Below are 21,511 nucleotides of genomic sequence, written 5' to 3' on the forward strand. Positions count from 1 at the left end.
GGAATTAATGCAATAACATTTTTTGGTCCGATGCGCGAACCGCGAGAATGAAGGCGCGCAAACGTTTGCGCGCCTTCATTCTCGCGCGCCTTGCGTTTAATGAATGCTGCTTCTCACCACCAGGGTCTCGGCCGGTGATTCGTTGACCAGCGTCTCCGTGAGGTGCGGGAAAAGCCTCCAGGCGCGCTTCTTGTGCGTATGCGGGGCCGCAATCACGAGGTCTATGCCGCGCTCCCTTTCCACTTCAATGATGACGTCCGACGCGTGCCCGAACCTGATGTCGCTCGACACCGGAATCGTTTTCTTCTTCGTCACGCGAGCCAACTCTTCCTTCATTTTTTTCTTCGCCTGGGCCATGAGTTGGTCCTTTTCGGCCATGACATCGGACGCGTCCAGGCAATAGTCTGCGGCGCACTGCTCGACCTCGGGGATGACATGTAATAGATAGATATGCGATTTGTATTTCCCCCCGATATCGAGCGCCTCCTGTATGGCCATATCGGATTCGCTGCTGAAATCGGTAGTGACGAGGATCCTTTTCGGGTTAAACATACGAAACCTCCGTACTACAACATTTTAAAGACTACTTAAATATAATCTATAGTGAGGCTAACGTCAAACTTCCGCCAGCGGTGTTTCAGGGATGAGTATGCCCATTGAGACAGGACGGCAGCGTTTTTGATGGAAACCCGCACGGCAGGGGTAGCTTCGCAGGGCTCCCCGCGAGTGCGAGACCGTAGTTTCGCATCAATTAGTACTGATATGCTGAAAAAATTTCAGATTAATATATTGACAAATAAGTTACTTGGTTCAATGTGATGTAATGTGATGTGACTTGAATCAATATTGATATGGCAGACAATCAGAGAGTAACCGGAAACCTGAATATCGGCCCCCGCGAAGGGGACGATCCCGCCGTATATCCTTTATATAAGAAGATTCTTTCCGAATACAAACAAACAATCCTTGAGCATCGCCTCATGCCGGGGGACCGCATCGAATCGATCACCGGGTTACAGACGAAGTACCGGATTTCCCGGGAAACCGCCAAAAAGGTCCTCAACCTCCTGGCGGACGAGGGGCTCATCGAGCAGCACGCGGGGAAAGGCTCCTTCGTGGCCAAACCCAGGGACAAGAAGAGCGTCTGGGGCGTGGTGCTCCCCTTCTACTCGATCCAGTACGAGGACCTTCTCGCCCGAATCGCCGACAAGCTGGCCCCCCGGGATCGCGAGCTGCGGCATTTTTGCGACTACAACAGTTGGGAAAACGAGATCCGCATGGTGGGCTCTATGCTCCGGGAAAATTACGAAGCGGTCATCGTCATACCCACGATGGAGGAGTCGAAGACGAAGGACTTCTACCTGAAAAGACCCAGCTTCGGTTCGCCCATCGTGTTCCTCGACCATACCATGACGAACTACGATTATCCCTGCGTGATCCAGAGCTACGACCTGGGACTGGTGCGCGGCATGCGCCGCCTGCTCGAAACCACGCACCGTACGATCGCCCTCGTCAAGAACGACACCTGGAGCGGGATGAACATGATCCAGGAGCACCTCGTGGAGACCTACGAGGATTTTCTCCAGAAACAGCGCCCGGGGGCGCGGCCGCTCGTGCTTTCGCGGGTGAGCGATCTCTCGGCGGCCATGGTCGCGGAGAAGGGGATCGAGGGCATCTTCTGCTGCGACGATATCAGCGCGGCGCAGGTGATCGGGCGTATCGGCGAACAGGGAATACGCGTCCCGGGGGACATTCGGGTCGTGAGTTACGGAAATACGGACGTTGCGCGCTACTTCACGCCTGCGATCACCTCGGTGGATTCGTGCAACGAGGAGATGGCGTCCAATATCGTCGAGCTCCTGGGCCCCGTGATGTCGGGGGGCGCAATCGAGAACAGGCGGTACGTCGCGCAGCCGGAAGTGATCGTACGGGGGACCTAGCGCACAACGGGGAACGGCGTATCGGCGCCCCGGATGTTATAGAAGAATTTTACGACACCAGCATAAGGAGCAGGGAAATGGCCAGGAACGAAAAGCTTTTCAATGCCATCATCGAGGGCAAAAAGGATACGGCGGTGGCGGCCGTCCGGGAGGCAGTGGACGCGAAACAGAACATCGAGGAAGTGCTCGAGGGATCCATGATCCCCGCGATGAAGGAGATCGGGGACCGCTTTTCCAGGAACGAGGCCTTCGTCCCGGAGATGCTCATGGCGGCGCGTGCGATGCAGGCAGGGCTCGCGCTTATCGAACCCATCCTGAACGCGAGCGGCCACCAGCCGCTGGGCCGCGTGTGCATAGGCACCGTGAAGGGGGACCTGCACGACATAGGCAAGAACCTAGTGGCCATCATGCTGAAGGGCGCGGGCTACGACGTGACGGACCTGGGCGTGGACTGCGACGCGGAATCGTACTACAAGGCGGTGAGGGAGGGTGCCCAGGCCGTGCTCCTGAGCTCGCTCCTGACCACGACGATGAGCTACATGAAGACCGTCGTGGAGAAGCTCGCGGAGTTCCCGAACGTCAAGGTGATTATCGGCGGCGCGCCGGTGACGAAGGAGTACGCGGACTCGATCGGGGCGCACGGGTACGCGGCGGACGCGGGCGGCGCGGTGAGCGTCGTGAGCGCGTGCCTGGGACTGGCGTAAGGAAAAAATTAAAGGGCGGGGGCCGATACGCGCCTGCCCGGGGAGCCGGACATGAAGATGAGTATGAGGCAGTGGATCGAGGACATCACCGCGTCCCCGGAGAGAAAGGCGTTCCCGTTCATGGCGGGGACCGGGGCCTCGCTCGCGGGCGTCCGGTTCGCCGATGCGCTTCGCGACGCGGGGAAACAGGCGGCCTGCGTGGGGGCGCTCGCAAAGCGCTACGAGTCCGCGGCGTGTATCACGTTCATGGACCTCTCCGTGGAAGCGGAGGCCTTTGGCGCCGAAGCGCGCTGGATGGGGGACGAGACCCCGACCATCACCGGGCGCATCGTGACGGATACCGTATCGGCCGGCGCGCTGGAGGTCCCGCGCATTGGCGCGGGGAGGACCGGCGTGTACCTGGAGGCGGCACGGCTGGCCGCGGAATGCGCGGACCGGCCGCTCTTTGGCTGCCTCATAGGACCCTTTTCGCTCGCCGGCAGGCTGTGCGGAATGACCGAGGCGCTCCTGGGCGTGCACGCGGAACAGGCCATGCTGCATACTGTGCTCCGGAAGTGCGCCGGGTTCCTGGAAGAATACGCGCGGGCATTCAAGGCGACCGGGGTGAACGGCGTCGTGATCGCGGAACCGGCCGCGGGGCTCATGTCGCCCGCGCAATGCGGGGAATTCTCTTCGCGTTATGTGAAAGAGATAATCGGCGCGGTGCAAGACGATGACTTCATGGTGATTTTGCATAACTGCGGGGCGACGCCCCGCCACGTCGATGCCATGGCGTCGACCGGCGCCATGGGGCTGCACTTCGGGAACGTCGCCGATATGGGCGAGGTCTGCGCGAAGGTGCCGCCGGCCGTGCTCGCCTGCGGGAACCTGGACCCGGCGCGCGTGCTCAAGGCCGGGAGCGTCGACGAGGTCCGCGTGAAAACGCTGGAGCTTCTGCACAGGACCGCGGGATTCAAAAATTTCCTACTTTCGTCGGGATGCGATATCCCCGTGGCGGCGCCCATCGAGAACATCGATGCGATGTTCAGGGTGCTCAAGGCGTATAACGGGAAGGCGGTGTCGCCCGTGTCCTGAGGCTTTTCCGAGCCTGGCGCGGCGAGCTCTGGCTGCTGCTTCTCGCGTGGATCGCGCTCGCGCCGGTCCTGTTCACGCGGTCGTTATATTCACCACATACCTTGAATAATAGTTGACTTATAATTGTTCGGGTTAAAAATCCTGACGAGCGGGATGCCGCCGGGGATTGGGGCGATTATGAGTGCGATGTCCCGCCGGTCGTTTCGTCCGGTTTCAATTAATCGTTCAAACTAAAACAAGGGGTATGTCATGTTCAGAATCGCAGTAATCACTGCCGCGGTGTGCGCGCTGTGTGTCGGGTGCTCCACCGTGGGAAAGATCCAGATGCGGGTGGACGATATGACGGGAAGCAAGGTCATCACCCTCGACCTCGAGCACACGTCGAAGGAAAAAATGCCCGGTTTGCTCTCACCGCGCTACGACTGTCTGACCAAATACGCGCGGGAAATCAAGCCGACGAATTCGGAAGTTATCAGGGTAACACTTGTTACTCGAACCTGCGTAGAATGCGACGATATCACGGATAACGCCATCGTAAAAGCAAATGATGAAAAATTTGAAATCAAGCTGGTGGACAGGGTGGTGGAGGTCAAAACCGAAATAAGCTCGACGACCGAGACTACGCACCAGGCCCGCGCCGACGGCTTTGTCGATTATTCCAAGCCGGGGAATTCGAAAACCACGACCTCGTCACAGTCATGGAAGGAAATGCGCGGGAAAATAGCGATCACGCCCGAAATGAAAAAATCCCTACTCGCCGCGAATACCATTACGTACCGCATCTATTCGGGAACAAACCCCATCACCTTCGACCTCAAGCCCGAGGACGTGGTGAAGGTGAAGAAGCTCCTTCTCACGGACGGGAGCGATATTAAATAGCATCGAATCGCCGCGTCGGGGGCAGTTCCGCGATGCGGCGACCATTTTCGAAACCCGCCCCCTCGATAAAAGTCTTGCAATCGAAAAAGCCCGGCGATCTCCTGTCCCCTGAGTGCACCGATGCCCGATGAAATAAAAAAGCTGAGCTTCGCCCAGATCACCGCCGCGCGGCTGTCGGTCGAGGAGGCCGTGCGCGCGGCCCGCTTTCCCGTGTGCGCGGTGATGGAGAATATCCGCAGCCTCTACAACGTGGGCGCCGCCTTCCGCACCTCCGACGGCGCGCTCATCGAGAAGCTCTACCTGTGCGGGTACACCGGCGCGCCGCCGCGCCGCGAGATCGAGAAGACCTCGCTCGGCAGCGTGCAGAGCGTCCCCTGGGAGCACCGCCCCGATACCTGCGCCCTGCTGCGCGCGCTTAAAGGGCAGGGTTACCATATCCTCGCGCTCGAGCATACAGATAAAAGCGTCCCCTACACGGAGGCACGGTACCGCTTCCCGCTCTGTATCGTCGTGGGAAACGAGGTGGAGGGGGTATCCGACGAGGCGCTCGCCCTGTGCGATTCCGCCGTGGAGATCCCCATGTACGGCATCAAGCAGTCTCTGAACGCGTCGGTCGCCTACGGGATAATCGCGTACCACCTGGTGAACGAATACCGCAAGGCGAATCCCTGAGCCCGGGCGGCGTTACCTTTCCCCGTACATCTTCATGCCCCGCACCCCCGCCCGCATCACGAGCGCGCGGAGAAACGCGTTATACATGAACGGCGCCTTGAAGGTCTTCGCGATTATCGAACGAACGAGCGGGGCGCTCTCCCTCCGGTAACGCGGGAGGAGCGTGTCCAGGTCGCCGCCCGCCGCCGCGTCCGCGAATGCCATGGCGCTTCTGAGGGCGTAGCTGATTCCCTCGGCGGAGGTGGGGCTGATAAACCCGGCCGCTTCCCCCACGAGCACGGTCCTGCCGGCGCCGCACCGCACCTGGCCCGCGCGCGCCGGGCGCAGGAGGAGCGTGCCCTTCGTCCTGCCCGCGCGCGGGAACCGGTACCCGTATTTCGTGAGCTTCTCTTTCAACAGCGCGAACTTTTTCCACGGCTCGTCGCGCGGTGCGAGGGCGGCGCCCACGATGAGGTGCCCGTCCTTGGGAATGGTCCACGAATAGAAATCGGTGACCGCGCGGTCGAAGATCGCGGAAAAATAGGGGAGGGGCGCATCGGCCCGCACCCATTCCTGGATGGCGAGGTAGGTGGTCCGGAATTCCTCCCCGGGGAAGAGCGCGGCGCGCACGCGCGAGGAGGCCCCGTCCGCGCCTGCGAGTATGCGCCCGCGCGCCGTGTATTCGCGCGTTCCCTGCAGGAAGCGCACGCTCACGCCGGAGGCGTCCTGCGCGAACCCGGTGAGCCGGCACCCGCAGCGCACGTCGACGCTTCCCGGTACGAGCGAGAGCAGCCAGCGGTCGAACGCCTCGCGGTCCATGTTCAGGTAGTGCCGCTGGTAGTAGCGCTCGAGCCCGTTGTCGAAATCGATCGTGCGCACGGTGAAGATTTGCGGCCCCACGCACGCCGCGAGCGGCACCCCGAGTCCCAGGCGCGCGAGCGTCTCCTGCGCGTCCGGCGCGAGCAGCCCCCCGCAGCACTTGATCCCCTGGTACACGCCGCGCGGCGGCCGCAGGAGCGGCCGCTTCTCGATCACGAGTATCCGGTAACGCGATCCCAGCAGGCGCGCGAGCGTGGAGCCTGCCGGTCCCGCGCCCGCGATGATGATGTCGTACCGATCGTTCTTCATGCGGCGCGCCTCCCCGTGCGGTGATGTGGCCCCTTAGTGCGTGCGAATCGTCAAAAAGGCGAGCATTTTTTCGGCGGAAGGGGCGAATCGGCGCATCGGCCCCGGGGTGAGGAATACCGGCCATATATAACTATATACGGGGTCCCGCGAGAAGGGCATCGGACGGCAGCGGCCTCGGGGGTCCGATACCGCATCGCCCCCGCAGGGTACTATCGGCCCCCCGAAATAACTATTTTACCCGGCAATGCCGATATAATTACAGGGAACAATCGCAGAAACTTACGTCTCCGATATGCGTGAATACGAGCTTACGGGGACCAGGGAGGAATATCTCGTCAATCCCCCTCTCCCCTATTCTTACACGTCGTTAATGATCCTGGGAGTATGCAGGAAACAGTATACCAGCGAGGCGGTGGTACCATGCAGGAAGACGGCAGTCCCCGGATGGACAAATACACTCTCGAGTACCTGGAGCGCCAGCTCCACAACCTGAGCCGGCTGGTCGAAATCAACCAGATAATCAACTCGACCCTGGACATGGGAAAGCTCCTCACGATCATCATGGAGATCATCAAGGACATCATGGAAGCGGAGGCGAGCACGCTGCTCCTCTACGAGGAGAGCAGCCACGACCTGGTCTTCAAGGTGGCGCTGGGCGAGGCGGGCAAGGAGCTCCAGGAAAAATACCGCGTGAAGGTGGGCCAGGGGATCGCCGGCTGGGTCGCCGAACACCGCGCGAGCGTTTATATCAACGACGTCTACAAGGACGACCGCTTTGACCCCAACTTCGACAAGATGACGGGCTTTCTCACGAAGTCCATCCTCTGCGCGCCGCTCCTGTTCAAGGGAAAGCTCGTGGGGGTCATCCAGGCCATCAACCCGATCAACCGTCCCGTCTTCACGGACGACGACGTGGTCCTTATCAACGCCTTCGCGACCCAGTGCGCCCTGGCCGTACAGAACGCGATCTACTTTAAAAACGCCCTCGAGGAGGAGCGGATCAAGAGCGAGCTCATGTCCGCGCAGACCATCCAGCATTCCCTCCTGCCGGACATCACTACCAACTATGGGACCCTGCGCATCGCGGCGAAGTCGCTCGCGGCGCGCGAGATGGGCGGCGAGTTCTACGAGATATACAATTTCAGCGATTCGGTGGGGATCTCGCTGGGGGATTTCCAGGCCAAGGGAATCCCGGGGGCCATCTATGCGTCGGTCGCCAGCGGGGCGCTCAAGGCGCTCACACGCGTGAAGCACGACAATCCCGCGCTCCTGATAAGCCGGGCGTACGACTCCCTGCGCGACGTGTTCGCGATCAGCCGCAACCGCGCGCTGTTCTACGCCCACGTGAAGTTCGACGAGAACCTGCTCCGCTTCGCGCTCGCGGGCGTCGCCTACACCATACTCGTCAGGGACGGGTGCTCGCGCTACCTGCGCTTCGGCGGGGACCTCGAGGAAAAGGAGCCGTCCAACGTGACGGTAAGGCTGCGCCCGGGGGACTATTTCGTGGTCATCACGGACGGGATCGTGAACCTGAAAAACAGGGGAGGGCAGCTTATCGGGCTCAAGCGCATCATGAAGCAGCTCGAGGCGCCGCACGAGAATCCCGAGGACGTGATCCATTCGCTGCTGCGGCTCATGAACGATTTTACCGAGGGCCTGGAGCGCCGCGAGGACGTCTCGATGATCGTGATGAAGGTGAAATGAATTCCGCGCGATATGCGCGGGTATCATTAAAGCGCGGGTTTACCGCGAAAAGAGCCTCGAGAATATCACCTGGATGAAAAAGAAAATACTCCTGAACAGCCTTCCGATGCGCCATGGGCGGGCAACGATGCGGTAGAACCAGTCCAGTCCCCTGCCCATGAAGAACGGGGGCGCGAGTTTCACCTCGCCGGAAATGTAGTCGATGCTTCCCCCCACGCTGATAAGCACCGCCTTCCTGAACTCATTCTTGTACTTGTATATCCACTTGTCCTCGAGCGGGAACCCCATGCCCACCAGGATGATGTCCGCCTGCGACTTGCGGATCGCCTCAACTACCGAGAGCTCGCGCTCGGGATTGAAGTAGCCGCCGTGGCGTCCCACGATGCGTATATTGGGGAACGACTTGCGTATGTTGAAGAACGTTTTCTCGGCGATCTCCGGCCGGCCGCCCACGATGAAGATCGAGTATTCCTTGATCTCGGCGATGCGTACCAGGTCCATGAGGAAGCTCATGAGGGGAATGCGCTCCTTGAGCCCAGCGCGCAGCATCTTCGCTGACCACTGCAGCCCCGCGCCGCTCGCGAAGTGCATCGCGGCCTTGCTCGAGATGAGGCGCAGGTCCTGGTTGGACTTGATGCGGTGGAGTTTGTAGGGGTTAAGGGAGATCACGTGGTGCACGCCGCCGCCCTCGATCATCTTCATGACCTTGACGACCGCCTGCGCGCGGTTCACGTTGTCGATGCCCACGCCCAGGATGTTCACGATATTCACGTCGCCCAGCGTGACCTGGTTGTATTCCAGGAGAACGTCCCTCTCCTCCTTCCAGGAATCGTAATAGATCGAGTCTTCCATCGGTGAGCCCTCCCGCTGTCCTGCGCCGCGCCGGCGTTTTCGCTATAATACTTTCAGAGTGGTGATTTTTTAATTGAATTTGGATTATGTCAATAACAAAATAGCCCGTGTAGTTCATCGACCATTCCGACAGGGGGAGCCCAGTATGTCCAGGCTTGACGATGTAAGGAAATTTCTTGAGCATGAAGGCGCGCATGGCGTCGTCATCGAGCCGGGGTACCGCTTCGCCCAGGTGCGCGACAGGCTCCTCGACGTGCTCAACGATTACAACCCGGGCGTGATCGTGAAGGCGGGGCTGGGCGGCGGCGACCTTCTCCTCGAGATCGCGCGGCACGGCACCGGCTACCTCGCGGTCGTCGAACCCTCCCCGGCGCTCATTGCGCGCTTCCTCGATACGCACCGGGGCGATCCCGCGCTCGAGCGGATCAATTTCATAGCGGGCGACTTCCACGACTTCCCGGTGGATTACTACAAGGCGGACCTCCTCGTGTGCGTTGACTGCATGAGCATCTTCGATTCCAGCAAGTGTGTGGACGAGTTCCGCCGCGCGCTGCAGTTCGACGGAATTTTCTTCCTGGGGACCGTCGTCCTCGACAACGCCGACGTGGACGGCGCCTATGACGACGTCATCCATTCCCTGTTCCCCTTGCATAACGACTACTACCTCGAGGACGACCTTAAAACCATGATGGACCTGAACGAGTTCCGCTTTCTCAAGGGCTCGGTCGCGGAGTATCCCATGAGCTTCGACGAGTTTTCCGCGTACCTGGCGGGCATCTTTCCCGGGGCGAACGTGGGCCGGGCGCGCGAAATCATGGGGGAACAGGCCGCGGTCCTCGCTGAGCTGTACGGATTCAAGGACGGCGCCTTCAGGGAAAAATATTTCCTGGGTTGCTTCATGCGGAACAAGCCGGAGCAGGAGAAGCGCTGAAAATGATCGACGGCGCGTGTCCCGGGTGATCACTCCATGAATCCCGTACCTTCCACGCAAGTCCCCCTGCTCACCGGCCAGGTGTTTACCGAGCCGGTAGACCGGGAGCGCAGTCTTATTTATGCGCCGCTCAGGAACATCGCCTTCATCGGGAACACGGCGCTTGTAAACCTGGTTCTCGATGCCTGCGCCCGCGTCGACGCCGGCCTTCCACCCGGGGAACTGGAAGACAGCTTCATATCCATGCTCGACGGCATGGATTTCTTCACCCCCGCCCCCGAGCCCGCGGACGACTGCGGCCCCGGCGGCCCGCGCTACGACACTGTCGTCCTCTTCCTCACCAATGCCTGCAACCTGCGCTGCCGGTACTGCTACGCGCACGCCGGGGACCATCCCGTGAAGACCATGGACGCGGCCACCGCGCGCGCGGCGATCGATATCGCCTGGGCCGATGCGCGCAGGCACGGCGCCCCGACATTCACGCTCGCCTTTCACGGCGGCGGCGAACCGACCATGAACCTCCCGGTTCTCCGGGAATCGGTGGGGTACTTTAAATCCATCTCGCGTGACAGCGGTGTCGAGATCTCCATCGCGGGCGCCTTCAACGGATGCTGGAGCGATGAGACCCGGGAGTATATTTTGAGCGCCTTCACCGAGGCGAGCATTTCACTGGACGGCCCGCCCGAAATCCAGGACTTTGCGCGGCCGTGCGCGGACGGGTCCGGTTCCTTCGCGCGCGTCGACCGTACCCTGCGCGGGCTGGACGGGGCGGGTTTCCCCTACGGGATACGCATGACCGTGACGAGCGAATCGCTGGACCGGCTCCCCGAAAGCGTCGCGGAAATCTGCGCGCGCTATAGTCCCGGGAAAATCCAGGCGGAGCCTGTCTTCATGCAGGGACGCGCCGCCGGGAAGGACTCCATGGCGGCTGACCCCGGGCGCTTCATCGGCAAATTCATGCAGGCGTACGAAGCCGCCCGCACGCGGGGCGTGGAGCTCTTTTATTCAGGGGCGAGGCCCGATGTCCTCACCAGGCGCTTCTGCCTGGCCGCCGGGCGTGCCCTCGTGGTGACCGCGGACGGCGACGTAACCGCCTGTTTCGAGAGCTATGGGCGCGAGCACCCGCTCGCCGGGCGCTTCCTGGTGGGGAGCCTGGGCCCCGGGGGGCTCGCGCTCGACGGCGGAAAGCTCGACGCGTGCTTCACCACGACCGTGGACTCATTTCTCCACTGCGCGCGCTGCTTCTGCAAGTGGCACTGCGCTGGGGACTGCGCGATCAAGAGCCTGGCGGAAGGAGGGGGCGAGGTATTCCGCTCAACGGAGCGGTGCGCGATCAACCGCGGGATCACGAAGCTGCTTCTGCTGGACCGCATCCGCGGAAGCGGCGGCGTGATCTGGAAGGGGACGAAATAGGCTCATCATGCCATTGCACAAACAACGAAGGCGCGGATTCGAATCCGCGCCTTCGTTGTTTGTAAATTGAATCAATATTCTTTGCTTATTTCGCCAGCATCCCGCCGTCCACCGGCAGTATCGCGCCCGTCATGTAGTCCGATGCCTTCGACGCGAGGAATACCGCGAGTCCCTTGACGTCCTCCGCCTCGCCCATCCGGGGAAGCGGGATCTGCATAAGCACCGCGTCGAGTATGGGCTTCATCTCCGGCTTGTCCAGGTAGCCCATCATGTCGGTGTGGAAGAATCCGGGGGCGATCGCGTTCACGAAAATCTTGTAGCGCGCGAGCTTGATCGCCAAGTTCATGGTGAGAAGGTTGATTGCGGCCTTGGAAGAATTGTAGGGGACCGCCGGGTGTCCTTCCTCGATGGAGCCGCGGAAGCCCATGACGGACGATATGTTGATCATCTTTCCGCCGCCCTTTTCCTTCATGATCCGCGCGACCGCCTGCGAGAGGATCCATACGCCGCGCACGTTCACGTTGAAAATCTTGTCCCATTGCTCGAGCGGGAACTCGAGCGTGGGCGCGCCCCAGGTGACGCCCGCGTTGTTTACGAGGATGTCGATCGTGCTGAATTCCTTCATCGCGAAATCCACCAGGCCCAGGATGTCGTCCTTGGAGCCCATGTCGACCTTACATGCCTTCGCCTTGATCCCGAGCTTCGAAAGCTCGGCCGCCGTCTGCTCCAGCTTATCGAGCTTGCGTGACGCGACCACCACGTTCGCCCCGGCCTCGGCCAGGCCCGTCGCGATGAACTTGCCGATTCCCCTGCCACCGCCCGTAACGACCGCGACCTTGCCGCTCAGGTTGAAAAGATCCTTTACGTTCATGAAACCCTCCTTTATATGCATTAACTGCAATTCCCGGGGAAAAGTCCCCGCGGGTTTTGTCAAAGAACTTCCATGGTGAACCGCCCGCCCGCGAATCGGCGCCCACCGCCCCTCATTTCCCCGCGTTTTCGGGGTCCGATATCGCTTCCTTCAGGATGACGAGCCCTTCCGTCAGCTCCGCCTTTGTGACGGTGAGCGCGGGAAACAGGCGTATGATTCTTTTCTGCGTGATGTTGATGACGAGCCCGCGGCGGAGGCACGCATCGCGCACCGGTACCGCCCGCCGCTCGTCCGCGAGATCGATCGCGATGAGGAGCCCCAGCCCGCGCACGCCGGCGATGATCCCGGGGGATTCCTTTTCCCACGCGTGAAGCTCCCGCAGCGCCCATTCGCCCGTTTCCGCGACATGCGCGGAGATGCCGGTGTCAAGCATGTGGCGTATAACGGCATATGCCACGGCGCATCCCAGGGGGTTCCCGCAGTAGGTCCCGCCGTGATCGCCTATGGAGAGCCTGTCCGCGACCTGCTGGGTCATCGCGAACGCGGCGAAGGGGTACCCGCCGGCGATCCCCTTGGCCATGGTGAGGAAGTCCGCGCACACCCCGGGGACGCCGCTCGCGAACATTGGCCCGATACGGCAGAAGCCGGTCTGAATCTCGTCGATGATCAGGTACACCCCCCGCGCGGCGCACAGCGCCGAGAGCCCTTGCAGGTACCCTTGCGGAGGAAGGACGATCCCGCCCTCTCCCTGTACCGGCTCAACGATCACGGCAGCGGTATTTTCGTCGATCGCGCGGGCGGCCGCGTCCAGGTCCCCGTAGGGCACGAAGACGTAGCCCGGCATGAGGGGATTGTAGCGCCCGCGATGGGATTCCTGTCCCGTCGCCGAGGCGGTGCTTATCGTCCGCCCGTGAAAGCTCATGTCGGTCGATATGATCGTGGGGCGCCCGGACGCCTTGCGCGCGAGCTTGATGGCCGCGTCGTTCGCCTCGGCGCCGCTGTTCTGGAAGAAGACGCGGTCCAGGTTCGCGGGGAGTATTTCCTTCATGAGGGCCAGGAGCTTTGCGCGTATCGGCGAGTATGAGGCGCCGGAGTTCGGGTTCTGGATGATCTTCGCGGCCTGGTCGCAGAGCGCCTTCGTGATCACCGGGTGCGCGTGACCCAGGCTCGTGACGCCCCACCCCGCAGTGAGGTCGAGGTAGCGCTTCCCGTCCTCGTCCCACACGTAGACGCCCTCGCCCCGTTCGAAGGAGACGGGTATCTTCTGGAAGAACGGTGCGGCGTACCGGTCCTCGGTCGCCATCGTGTCCCGCATTGCGCTCATGGTCATTCGTATCGCATCGTGTGGTGTCGTCGTAAGCCCCGATCGGTGGCAGGAGAAGCGTAGATGCCCCCGGGGGCGTCGATTCACGATAGTGGAGGGGCGCCGGCTGTCAATAAGAATAACGGGAGCTCGCTATTTATAGTTCTCCGCAAACCAGTCAATTAATTGCCTCGCTATACTGATCTTACCGGGAATCTCAGGCAGATTCTCCAGCGTAAACCACCCGGCGTCGGACACCTCTTCGCCGTCAACCTTGATCTCTCCGCCTGCGTATTCTGCGGTAAATCCGACCATCATCGAATCAGGGAACGGCCATGCCTGGCTCGCAAAATACCGAATATTCTTTACATCCACACCGGCTTCTTCTTTCACCTCGCGTTGAATGCATTCCTCAAATGTCTCACCGGGTTCGACGAATCCCGCCAGCACGCTGTAGAAAGACCGTGGAAAACGCTTTGAATGCCCAAGCAATATCCGCCGGTCCCTGATTACCGCTACGATTACGGCCGGAGAAATCCGCGGGTAACCGGTAAATCCGCAGGCAGGGCAAACTTTAACACGTTCAACAGTTGAGAACTGCACCGGCGTGCCGCACCGCCCGCAGAATTGATGCGTTCTGTCCCAATACATAATCATGGATGCCCGCGCCGCTATCCTGAAAAGATCATTGGGGACCATGCCATACAGGGTGCGCAAGGATAGAAGGGATAGGCCTTCGGGGAATACCTTCGATTGCGCATCAATGGCAGTAGCATAGCAGTGTATTCCATCAAGGATTCCCAGGTACTGCCTGCTGACAGTTTTAATGTTCAATGATCCGGGGTCCGTGACTTTGGGTATTTTGGCAGAATCACTGCCGGCACATGCGAGTATTTTATCATTTTGGAAGATAAACCACCATGCCGGATCGCTGCAATTTTCCGGAGGCCTGAATGATGAAATGAAATTCATAATGGATATCACCTGAAATTCGATTTCCCTGATCTAATGTAATTCGTAACAATTGCAGGGAATGATGGGAAACGCCTTTATCCGGAAGAATTTTTCAAACTCTTTGCCCACTTTATTGCCCAATCCTGGAAGGGCTCAAGAATCGTAAAAAGTTCCCGGCCTGTTTTAGTAAGCTGATAGCCGTCAAGGCTGCGTTCGATCACTCCGGCTTCAATGAGGTCTTTAATACGGGTGCTGAGGATTGTCGGAGAGATTGAGCTGCATCTGCTCTGCAATACGTTGAAGGCGAGCGGCCCGCTGCTCAGCTGCCAGACAATTCCCATAGCCCAGCGGCGCCCTAAAAGATCGAAGATTGCCATTACGGGTGACCCCGTCGTTGAACCCCGAACGGGTTTGCCGGGCTTTGGAATTGCCATCGTAGTACCTCTTCAAGCTTTTATTAACCCGCAAATTGCATGTAAAGGCGCTCATTATCGGGCTAAACTATCCGCATGATGGTAACAATGAGCCTGCGGAGAAACTGGGCAAGAGCTTTTCTCCCGCCCCCCTGTTTTATCTGCCCGCCTTGATGTCTTTAATCGTCTTGCCGCCGACACCGATGTTCTCAAGGGGTGATTCGTTGATAAAAACTGTGAATTTTTCTGCGGCGATTCCCGTGATCTCAACGGCATCCGCCGTAAAACGGGAGATTACCCTTTTTTTCTGCTCCTCGTTTATCTGGCCGAGGCCAAGGTCGAAATTAATTACCGGCATGAAATCCTCCTTGCTACATATATAGTAGTTAGCTACAAACAATGTAGTGTACTACACAATATGTAGCAAGACTTTTTCTTCAAAATATTTATAATTTTCCGGTTGCACGGAGACGGATATCGGGGCGGAGTTTGGCGCGATGGACGGCACACATGGGTATGAGCTCCGGGTAAGCGACGGCCCTGCGGCGGGGTAAAACATGGCCGTAGCGACCCCGGCGGCTGCCCCTGCTGTGGACATTCCGCCGGCGTCGCCGGACCACTCATACCCTAAAAAGCATCCAGTTGGCTCTTTCCATAATTATTAATATATCCTGAAATCAAATACGCTGATTAATCCTCGTTTGCCTGCACTGCGGCGGAGACATATTCATATATACCAGCGTCGGTACAAAAGTCGTTATGAGCAATAGCTGAAAACTGCAAGCTTGTCGCCCCATCGAGAGTATTGATGCTGTCCTTTTGCCAGTAACACGTATACGTCATATCGCCTGCAACATGCGGATCGACGCTGTCGGCCAGAATGCCATAGGGGGTCTGATCACGAACGGCATTGGCTTTGCATACGGCGGTACTGGGTTTCATGTCGGGTATTGCCAGAACAACCAGCCAGTCGGGGTTGCCCTTCATGGAAGAATCGAGGAATACTACGTCCGTGACTTTGCCGCCGGCTGCGCCGCCGAGCGAATGTAGATAGTATAACGTGCTGACCCCGCCCATGCTATGACAAATGATATCCACCCGGTTCGCGCCGGTCTGGGCAAGAACCTGATCTACCCACCCGCTGATCTGGGACGCATTGGTTATGTTGATGCCTACCGCGCCGCTGTTTGGATTTGCGAATGTATACGCGAATAATGAATCGGACGACCAGCCGTCATCAATAAAGCGCTGCTTCATCGTATCCCATTTGGAGGCATTGGCCGACCATCCATGTATAAACAGGATAGGATTATGTTCCGGGACCGACTGGCTGGAAAGCGGGGAAATAACGGATAAGGCGATAAATGCGGAAATCAAAAACAGGGCTTTGAGGCGTTGAGTTTTCATGCTTTCATCTCCTTGAGTTTAATGGTGCTTCAATTTCCAGGAAAAAGATAACGAACGCTCGCTATCTTTCGGATGATATGACAGCATATCCTCAAATGTGTCAATATTTATTTGCGCGGGTTTACCGATTTTGTCTGATCGGGGCGATCCATGTCGGGGCAAAATTTCCGTTGAAGCCTTTCACTTTCACCGTTTGTAGAAAACGTACTGTTAGGGGAATAGGTCAGTTCGCTTGGATAATTACTCCTTGACATACGTTTGTATAGTGCATCACTGTGACGAACATTCCAGTGCAAGTTTATATCCGTAAACTCTGGTTGGAAATACGATGCAAATTTATAGAGGGTGATTAAAAAAGGAGAACTGGCATGATAAAAAAAGCAGGCATTATTCTAGCGAAATCACTGGTGGTCGTCTTTGCCTGTGTCGGCCTGTATGCTTCTTTTTATTCCTGCCAGCGCGATTCAGTGCTGAAAAAGGTCGAAAAACTCGAGGCGAATCGCCCCTACGACAAGGATCTCAAGTACCATAAGCCCTACGGCGAGCCGATCTTCCTGGTCAGGCCCGGCAACGCGACGACGCTCTTTTTCATCGACGGCTTTCGCGGCCAGGTCGCGGCAGGACATTATCTCGACTGGTTCAAGGCGCTTCACGAAAATTACCATATCAACGTCGTCTGCCCGGTCACGGGCCTGCAGGGCTGGCCCGTCGCGTATCGAACGCGCGCATGGCACCGCGAGGAGGACATGCGCCAGGCGCTCCAGGTCTACGATGCCTACTGCGCCAACCTTCCCGCCGGCCACCGCGTGGTGACGGGCTCCATGTCGTTCGGGGGATTTTCGAACATCACCCTGGCCGTGTTCGGGAAAAGAAAGCCCGATGCCATGGTCATGGTCGCGCCGGTAAACACGGTGCTCGATTACAAGTCGGGCAGCGCGCTGATGCGCTGGCTTGCGACCCAGACCTCCTGGCTCCGGTATATCGTCCCCCTGGCGATGAGGGGCGGCAACAAGGAGCGCGCAACGTTATACGACATCGTGAATAGCGGGAAAAACCTCGAAACATGGAACGCGCTTGCGAAGGACACCGTGAACTGGGAAGAGAACCTTGCGCAGGGTCTGCATCTTACCGAAACCGCTGAGTACATGGAAAAGGATCTGGTTCCCCGTGTCACGAACGAAAAAATCCTCATCCTCTACGGGGACAGCGATCTGACCTTCAGCGCCGCGGGGTTTGAGTCGCTTGCGGAGAAGCTGCGCGCGTCCGGCAACCGTGTGAAGACCGTCAAGTTCGCGGAAAGCGGACATATGCTCCTGTACGACAACGGCGGGGACGCAGCCAAAAAGCTTGTCCTCGACGTGCTGCAGAACAGGTACGCGTTCTGACGAGGTATGGGCGCATGCGTGGTGCTCCGGAGTCATAGGGCTCGAATAGTGCCGCGTTCGATTTCCCGGCGATGAATGATGATGTCGGCTGTCTTTTGGTCCATACTGGCACCCTGCCCGTGGGTGCACTTATAGATCGCTGAACAGGAAAAGCATCAGTCTTATGTCTGTTCTCCGGGGCCTGCCCACCGCGGCAGGCGCATTCACCAGGATCTGATATTCCCGTCAAATTTCTTGAGTTGAAAATTTGAAATTAATTAAGTTGACAAATAGGCGTGGTGTACCCTTTGTGTAATAAGAAACTAAAATGGTTTTATAGTTTCTATCGTATTCGACTGTTCCCCGATTCTTGGGTGATGAGTGCATATGTCAGGAATACGATCAATCGATATTCATTAAGGAGCGGATAATGATAATTAGAAAACTCGCAGACATGGAAAAGATCGATGTGGGTAAGCCATTCGGGCTTCCTGACGGAATGTTCGTGATTCAATGGATAATAAGCAATCAGGTTGGTGATGAACGATATAGGCATCGATATGCAGTACGCAAATATACACTTCAACCGGGCCTCCCGCTCGAGATGATGCCGCTTCATAACCACGCCTATATTCAGTCGCCCGTTGTCCTGAAGGGTACAATGATATTTCAAAATGGTGACGGCGAAACGATCGAAGTCGGTCCCGGCGATACCGTATATTTTTACGAAAATGAGAAACACAAGGGTGTCGTCAAGGGTAACGAACCGGTAGAATTGCTCTGCATTATAGACTGTCCCGGTGACGGCACTGATTGTATACCGGATATTCCCAAGAATGCCATGGTTGAAAAACTGAAAGAATTCAAGGGGTGCGGCTGAGAGTCCGGCAATTAGTAAAACCGAATTCAGTTTTGATGAATTTTAAATTTCATATAGGAGTTCAAGAATGAAGTATTGGAAAATAAAGGTCCTCTATTTCGGAAATATACGTGCGCGGGTCTCGATGATTTGGCCGGCGGGGATGCCTCCGCTGGAGGAAGATTTCGAGATGAGTGCCCCATATTTAGGATTCCTATTGCAGAATGGGATGAGAAATATTCTGGTTGATACGGGAATCAGCGACGGATTCATCGTTGACGGCAAGGCATGGGGTGCTCTCCCGGCAGAAGGTGGTTCTTGTTTTGTTGAGAATGCCTTGAAGAAAGAGGGATTATTGATATCCGATATTGACACGGTGCTCCTGACACACCTGCATAATGATCATGCGGGGAACGTGCATCTTTTCAAAAATGCCAGGATTATTTTCCAGGAAGATGAATGGCACAACTTCATGAAGCCGATACCACAACAACTTCCCAGGGGAGATTACGATTTTGGTATCGCCCCAGTTATTAAAAGCCTCAACACGGTTCAGGTTAGCGGCGACATTGATATTGATGCCGGCATTAAGGCGTTTAAAATACCCGGCCACAGCAAGGGCAGCCAGGCAATCTCAGTTGCCACCGAGAAAGGTGTTGTCGTTCTTATCGGAGACCTCTGTCTTTTTAATTTTATGATTTTCCCGGGAACCACCGAAGTAGTGGAAATGAACGGGAAGCATCATTCAATACCGGCGGCTCCTCCCACACTCGGTCCAGCGGTGCCCAGCAGCATAATCTACGACCTTTTCAGTTTCTATGACAGTGTTGACAGGGTCAAGGCCCTTGCTTCAAAGGTCGAACCGGGCTATATTTTGCCGGGTCATGAACCGTCCCTGGTTGGCACATCTTATTAACACTGAATCCGATTCGTTCATTCCGCGTTTGGGCGGGCGGATCGATTCATTATGAGGAGGCAGTCTCGATGGCATTTCATCAATTAATCGACGAACCCCAGATGAATTTCTCTGTCAACAGGATCCTTACCTATGGAGAAAATGCTGCGGATATAAATGAAGTCCGTGATATCTGCGAAAAGATACACGACTTTGACACATGGTATAATGAATGGATTATTCTGGCAGCAAAGGCTGAAAGAGAGAAACGTTACTTTCATGCGGCATTCTATTATCGTATGGCGGAGTTTTTTCTTACCGACGACAAGGAGGAGAAGCTTAGTTCATATGTAAAATGCAAGGAAAACTTTTCCAGGGCGATCGGGCGTGACCACAGTGTTGCATTTAAGGATGTCCCATTTATGGGAGGGTCGATTCCTGCTATGATTTTATCTCCGAACGGTATTTCCAGGGCGATCATCCTGATTCATGGAGGCTATGATTCCTATATGGAGGAGTTTTATCTTACCGCAAAACGTATGGTGGAATTGGGGTATACCGTAATCATGTTCGAGGGTCCCGGGCAGGGGGCTGCGCTTAAAAATGGATTTAAATTCACCTACAAGTGGGAGGAACCAGTTTCGGCTGTACTGGATTTTTTCGATATGGAGGCTGTGACCCTTATCGGAATATCGTGGGGCGGCTATCTCGCACAGAGGGCAGCCGCGTTTGATGCCAGAATCAAGCGGGTTGTTTCATACGATGTGTTTTATAATGGAATGGATTTTATCACCAATGCGATGCCAAAAGGCGGCAAACTATTCCTTAAGGCGATGTTCAGACTCGGAGCGAAGACGGCGGTAAATCGACTGGTCCGTTGGGCTCGTAAAAAGAAGCCGCTCGCCGACTGGGGGATCAGTCATGGTATGTACATCACGGGAACGGATACCCCTTATGATTTTTTCAAGGCACTATCGAAACACGATTTCGGCGCAATTGGGGGCAGAGTAACGCAAGACGTATTATTGCTTGCCGGAGAGAGGGATCATCTTGTTCCCGCAGGGACATTGCAAAAGATGAAAAAAAAATTGCGGAATGCTAAATCCATCACCACGAGAGTATTCACGGCTGAAGAAGGCGGTGAACAGCATTGTCAGGTCGGCAATATTGAACTGGCGGTGAATGAAATTCATAACTGGATGAATTCATTTTCCCTGGAACATGCCGCAATGCCGGGATTACCTGTTGATCATCGTCGATCCTCTTGAAGAATTGCAGCGGATTCAGGAACCATTCACTTGATAGCCGCCAACCACGATTGCGTAGTGTTGCATCTCGTGATACGTAATAGAGTTGTCGCATAACTCCATTTTTTACGGGGCATAAGGGGCGAAGCCCCTTAAAAGCCCCCCGCAGGGGTCCCCTGCGCGCGTGAGACGGCAGTTTCGCAACAAGTCCAATTGTTCATTGACACAAGCGTATCAGATATAGATGATTTATAAGTTTGTTTTGCGTTAGCGATATTTTATTAAAATTAAATCGCCAATTCAGGATATGGAATGTAACTATGGATCAGAAAAACCATGTACTTGATGTCGCCAAGCTGCGATTCGACCGGTTCGGGTATAAAAAAACGACGATGGATGAAATTAGCAGCGATGCGAAAATCTCTAAAAAAACTCTCTATGAACTTTTTACCGACAAAGAAGATTTGTTTGTGTCTCTCTTTATAAGAGAGGCGCTTAGTGCCCGTGAATACCTTTTTACAAAGATTAAAGATATGGATGATCCCCGGGAGAAACTTATTAGGTTATCAGGCGTCATAGGAGACAATTTTAACGAACAGCACTTCATGGTAAAAGTACTTAAAGACAATGGGGCACTCTATACTCCATATCTTAAAAAAAGTTTCCTTGAACAGACGGAGGAAGAAACAATACGGATCATATCTGAGATTATAAAAGATGGCATACGCAAACACCTATTCAGGAATATCGATCCTAAAATAGTCGGATATATGATTTTCAAGCTGTTCCAGGCGTTTACTTATGCCAGAACATCGACTCTGGAAGGAGATGAAATAAACAGAAAAGCCAATATTAAAGTGCTTATGGATTTTATTATGAGAGCGTTGGCCAGATGATCTGAAATGGTTAAGCGCATCAGTTA

The 21,511-nt window shown here is 56.6% G+C and carries 22 protein-coding genes; 13 read left to right on the forward strand and 9 right to left on the reverse strand.

The window, feature by feature from the left end; genetic code table 11:
- Positions 1-96 precede the first annotated feature (96 nt).
- Positions 97-552: a universal stress protein gene (locus EPN93_04140; protein TAL38669.1), complete on the reverse strand. Its 456-nt coding sequence runs from the start codon at positions 550-552 to the stop codon at positions 97-99.
- Positions 553-851: 299 nt separating this feature from the next.
- Here EPN93_04140 and EPN93_04145 point away from each other — a divergent pair, with 299 nt between their 5' ends.
- The 5 genes from EPN93_04145 (at position 852) to EPN93_04165 (ending at position 5,269) form a co-directional block, all read left to right on the forward strand.
- Positions 852-1,940 (forward strand): GntR family transcriptional regulator, encoded by a 1,089-nt coding sequence (locus EPN93_04145; GenBank protein ID TAL38670.1) that lies wholly within the window; start codon positions 852-854, stop codon positions 1,938-1,940.
- 77 nt (positions 1,941-2,017) lie between these two features.
- Entirely contained in the window at positions 2,018-2,644 is a 627-nt protein-coding gene (locus EPN93_04150) for a cobalamin-binding protein (protein ID TAL38671.1), read from the forward strand.
- 51 nt (positions 2,645-2,695) lie between these two features.
- Entirely contained in the window at positions 2,696-3,718 is a 1,023-nt protein-coding gene (locus EPN93_04155; protein TAL38672.1) for a methylcobamide--CoM methyltransferase, read from the forward strand.
- A gap of 249 nt (positions 3,719-3,967) precedes the next feature.
- Complete coding sequence (locus EPN93_04160) at positions 3,968-4,597, forward strand: hypothetical protein (protein TAL38673.1); 630 nt, start codon at positions 3,968-3,970, stop codon at positions 4,595-4,597.
- 132 nt (positions 4,598-4,729) lie between these two features.
- A complete protein-coding gene (locus EPN93_04165) occupies positions 4,730-5,269 on the forward strand; it encodes a TrmH family RNA methyltransferase (protein TAL38747.1) in 540 nt (179 codons plus the stop codon).
- A gap of 12 nt (positions 5,270-5,281) precedes the next feature.
- Here the strand turns inward: EPN93_04165 and EPN93_04170 are convergent, their stop codons facing one another.
- The gene (locus tag EPN93_04170) at positions 5,282-6,376 is read right to left on the reverse strand and encodes an FAD-binding protein (GenBank protein ID TAL38674.1); all 1,095 of its coding nucleotides are present in this window, start codon (positions 6,374-6,376) and stop codon (positions 5,282-5,284) included.
- A gap of 384 nt (positions 6,377-6,760) precedes the next feature.
- Between EPN93_04170 and EPN93_04175 the strand changes: the two genes are divergently transcribed.
- On the forward strand, positions 6,761-8,080 hold the full coding sequence (locus EPN93_04175) for a GAF domain-containing protein (protein TAL38675.1): 1,320 nt from the start codon (positions 6,761-6,763) through the stop codon (positions 8,078-8,080).
- A 39-nt stretch (positions 8,081-8,119) separates the two neighbouring features.
- On the opposite strand, the gene EPN93_04180 is transcribed toward EPN93_04175, so the two are convergent.
- The gene (locus EPN93_04180; GenBank protein ID TAL38676.1) at positions 8,120-8,932 is read right to left on the reverse strand and encodes a glycosyltransferase; all 813 of its coding nucleotides are present in this window, start codon (positions 8,930-8,932) and stop codon (positions 8,120-8,122) included.
- Between the two features lie 145 nt (positions 8,933-9,077).
- Between EPN93_04180 and EPN93_04185 the strand changes: the two genes are divergently transcribed.
- Both EPN93_04185 and EPN93_04190 read left to right on the forward strand, forming a co-directional pair.
- The gene (locus tag EPN93_04185; protein TAL38677.1) at positions 9,078-9,863 is read left to right on the forward strand and encodes a class I SAM-dependent methyltransferase; all 786 of its coding nucleotides are present in this window, start codon (positions 9,078-9,080) and stop codon (positions 9,861-9,863) included.
- 36 nt (positions 9,864-9,899) lie between these two features.
- Complete coding sequence (locus EPN93_04190; GenBank protein ID TAL38678.1) at positions 9,900-11,276, forward strand: radical SAM protein; 1,377 nt, start codon at positions 9,900-9,902, stop codon at positions 11,274-11,276.
- Between the two features lie 85 nt (positions 11,277-11,361).
- Here EPN93_04190 and EPN93_04195 read toward each other — a convergent pair whose 3' ends face one another.
- The 6 genes from EPN93_04195 to EPN93_04220 all read right to left on the reverse strand — a co-directional run bounded on the left by EPN93_04195 (position 11,362) and on the right by EPN93_04220 (position 16,224).
- Positions 11,362-12,147, reverse strand: coding sequence for a glucose 1-dehydrogenase (locus EPN93_04195; protein ID TAL38679.1), 786 nt, complete (start codon positions 12,145-12,147; stop codon positions 11,362-11,364).
- Positions 12,148-12,259: 112 nt separating this feature from the next.
- Entirely contained in the window at positions 12,260-13,471 is a 1,212-nt protein-coding gene (locus tag EPN93_04200; GenBank protein TAL38748.1) for an aspartate aminotransferase family protein, read from the reverse strand.
- Positions 13,472-13,603: 132 nt separating this feature from the next.
- Positions 13,604-14,422, reverse strand: coding sequence for an NAD(+) diphosphatase (locus EPN93_04205; GenBank protein TAL38680.1), 819 nt, complete (start codon positions 14,420-14,422; stop codon positions 13,604-13,606).
- A 77-nt stretch (positions 14,423-14,499) separates the two neighbouring features.
- A complete protein-coding gene (locus tag EPN93_04210) occupies positions 14,500-14,838 on the reverse strand; it encodes a transcriptional regulator (protein ID TAL38681.1) in 339 nt (112 codons plus the stop codon).
- A gap of 136 nt (positions 14,839-14,974) precedes the next feature.
- The gene (locus EPN93_04215) at positions 14,975-15,175 is read right to left on the reverse strand and encodes a 4-oxalocrotonate tautomerase (GenBank protein ID TAL38682.1); all 201 of its coding nucleotides are present in this window, start codon (positions 15,173-15,175) and stop codon (positions 14,975-14,977) included.
- 332 nt (positions 15,176-15,507) lie between these two features.
- A complete protein-coding gene (locus EPN93_04220) occupies positions 15,508-16,224 on the reverse strand; it encodes an alpha/beta hydrolase (protein ID TAL38683.1) in 717 nt (238 codons plus the stop codon).
- 368 nt (positions 16,225-16,592) lie between these two features.
- Here EPN93_04220 and EPN93_04225 point away from each other — a divergent pair, with 368 nt between their 5' ends.
- The 5 genes from EPN93_04225 to EPN93_04245 all read left to right on the forward strand — a co-directional run bounded on the left by EPN93_04225 (position 16,593) and on the right by EPN93_04245 (position 21,485).
- Positions 16,593-17,609, forward strand: coding sequence for a hypothetical protein (locus EPN93_04225; GenBank protein ID TAL38684.1), 1,017 nt, complete (start codon positions 16,593-16,595; stop codon positions 17,607-17,609).
- Positions 17,610-18,018: 409 nt separating this feature from the next.
- Entirely contained in the window at positions 18,019-18,468 is a 450-nt protein-coding gene (locus EPN93_04230) for a cupin domain-containing protein (GenBank protein TAL38685.1), read from the forward strand.
- Between the two features lie 67 nt (positions 18,469-18,535).
- Positions 18,536-19,363, forward strand: coding sequence for an N-acyl homoserine lactonase family protein (locus EPN93_04235; protein TAL38686.1), 828 nt, complete (start codon positions 18,536-18,538; stop codon positions 19,361-19,363).
- A 68-nt stretch (positions 19,364-19,431) separates the two neighbouring features.
- Positions 19,432-20,610, forward strand: coding sequence for an alpha/beta fold hydrolase (locus EPN93_04240; protein ID TAL38687.1), 1,179 nt, complete (start codon positions 19,432-19,434; stop codon positions 20,608-20,610).
- A gap of 299 nt (positions 20,611-20,909) precedes the next feature.
- Positions 20,910-21,485, forward strand: coding sequence for a TetR/AcrR family transcriptional regulator (locus EPN93_04245; GenBank protein TAL38688.1), 576 nt, complete (start codon positions 20,910-20,912; stop codon positions 21,483-21,485).
- Positions 21,486-21,511: the final 26 nt, after the last annotated feature.

The sequence above is a fragment of the Spirochaetota bacterium genome, assembly GCA_004297825.1.
GTDB lineage: Bacteria > Spirochaetota > UBA4802 > UBA4802 > UBA5368 > FW300-bin19.